Origin of the sequence: Streptomyces chiangmaiensis, assembly GCF_036281785.1 — a bacterium.
GTDB classification, from domain to species: Bacteria; Actinomycetota; Actinomycetes; order Streptomycetales; family Streptomycetaceae; genus Streptomyces; species Streptomyces chiangmaiensis.
Genome location: NZ_JAYWVC010000630.1, coordinates 1 through 982, shown reverse-complemented (window position 1 = coordinate 982; position 982 = coordinate 1). Strand labels below are relative to the sequence as shown.

General features: G+C 61.5%; 2 protein-coding genes. One reads left to right on the top strand and one right to left on the bottom strand.

Going from position 1 to position 982, the window contains the following annotated elements; all coding sequences use genetic code 11:
* The first annotated feature begins 344 nt into the window (after window positions 1-344).
* Window positions 345-725, top strand: coding sequence for a nuclear transport factor 2 family protein (locus tag VXC91_RS46070; protein ID WP_329513282.1), 381 nt, complete (start codon window positions 345-347; stop codon window positions 723-725).
* A 69-nt stretch (window positions 726-794) separates the two neighbouring features.
* On the opposite strand, the gene VXC91_RS46065 is transcribed toward VXC91_RS46070, so the two are convergent.
* On the bottom strand, window positions 795-982 hold a 188-nt coding region (locus VXC91_RS46065), incomplete at its 5' end, for a hypothetical protein (RefSeq protein ID WP_329513281.1).

Genomic DNA, 982 nt, shown 5'->3' with positions numbered 1-982 from the left:
CCATTTTGCCCGGGTGCACTGGCCTAGCTCTGCCCGGCGTCGGCCCCTTGGGTATAGACGCAGCCCGGGGCCTCCATGAATACCGGGGTGGTTCAGAACGACAGAAAGGCAGGGCTCGATGCAAAACGTGGTACCAGTGATCAACCGGACTCGCCAGGGCAGAACGCTGCGGCTGGCATTCTTGTCCGCGGTGGTTTCCCTGGTGGCCTCGTTTGCCGCGTCGGCCGCGCCGATCCCCACCTGATCGACAGACCACAACCTTGCACGCCGGCACCGCGTATACGGCACCGAAACGACAAGTCACATGCACTGAACGCCGAAACAAGCAGAGAAAGAACAAGAAAGTGAACGACACCAAGCAGTCCAGCGAAGATCTGGCGATCCTCGACCAGCTCAACAAGGACTACGTCCGCTCCGACCAGCTCAGCGATGCCAAGCGCTTCAGCGAGTTCCTTGCCGAAGACTTCATCGTGCAGACTCCGGGTGTTACCCGCAACCGTGCCGAGTTCCTCGAGTTCATTGCTCAGCCGCGGCCCTTCAAGGATCTCGCTGTGCATGACGTCAAGATCCGTATCCTCAGTGACGTTGCTCTGATCCACGGCCGCGCCACTTACACCATGCTCGCCGATGGAGCGAAGCAGGAAGCTCTGTACACGGACGCGTACCAGAAGCGTGAAGGCACCTGGGTCTGCGTGTCGGCCTGTGCGATCGCTCCGGGCACCTAACCTGCCCCCGCGAGGCTACTGGTCGCGAGGCAACCCCGCTCTTGGGCAGGGAGCACACCAAAGAGCAAGTCACGACACGGCAACAAGCCGAGACCGACTGGCGGCCTCGCTCCAGTACTCACCCAGACGAGAAAGACCACGGACAAGACCAGAGGAATCGGCACCGTTGTATCCGCCGACATAGGCGGCTACAACGGTGCCGTCCGCATTCCAGCTGACCTCGACCTCGTGAGCCTCTCTGGCATGCCCTGCTCGCA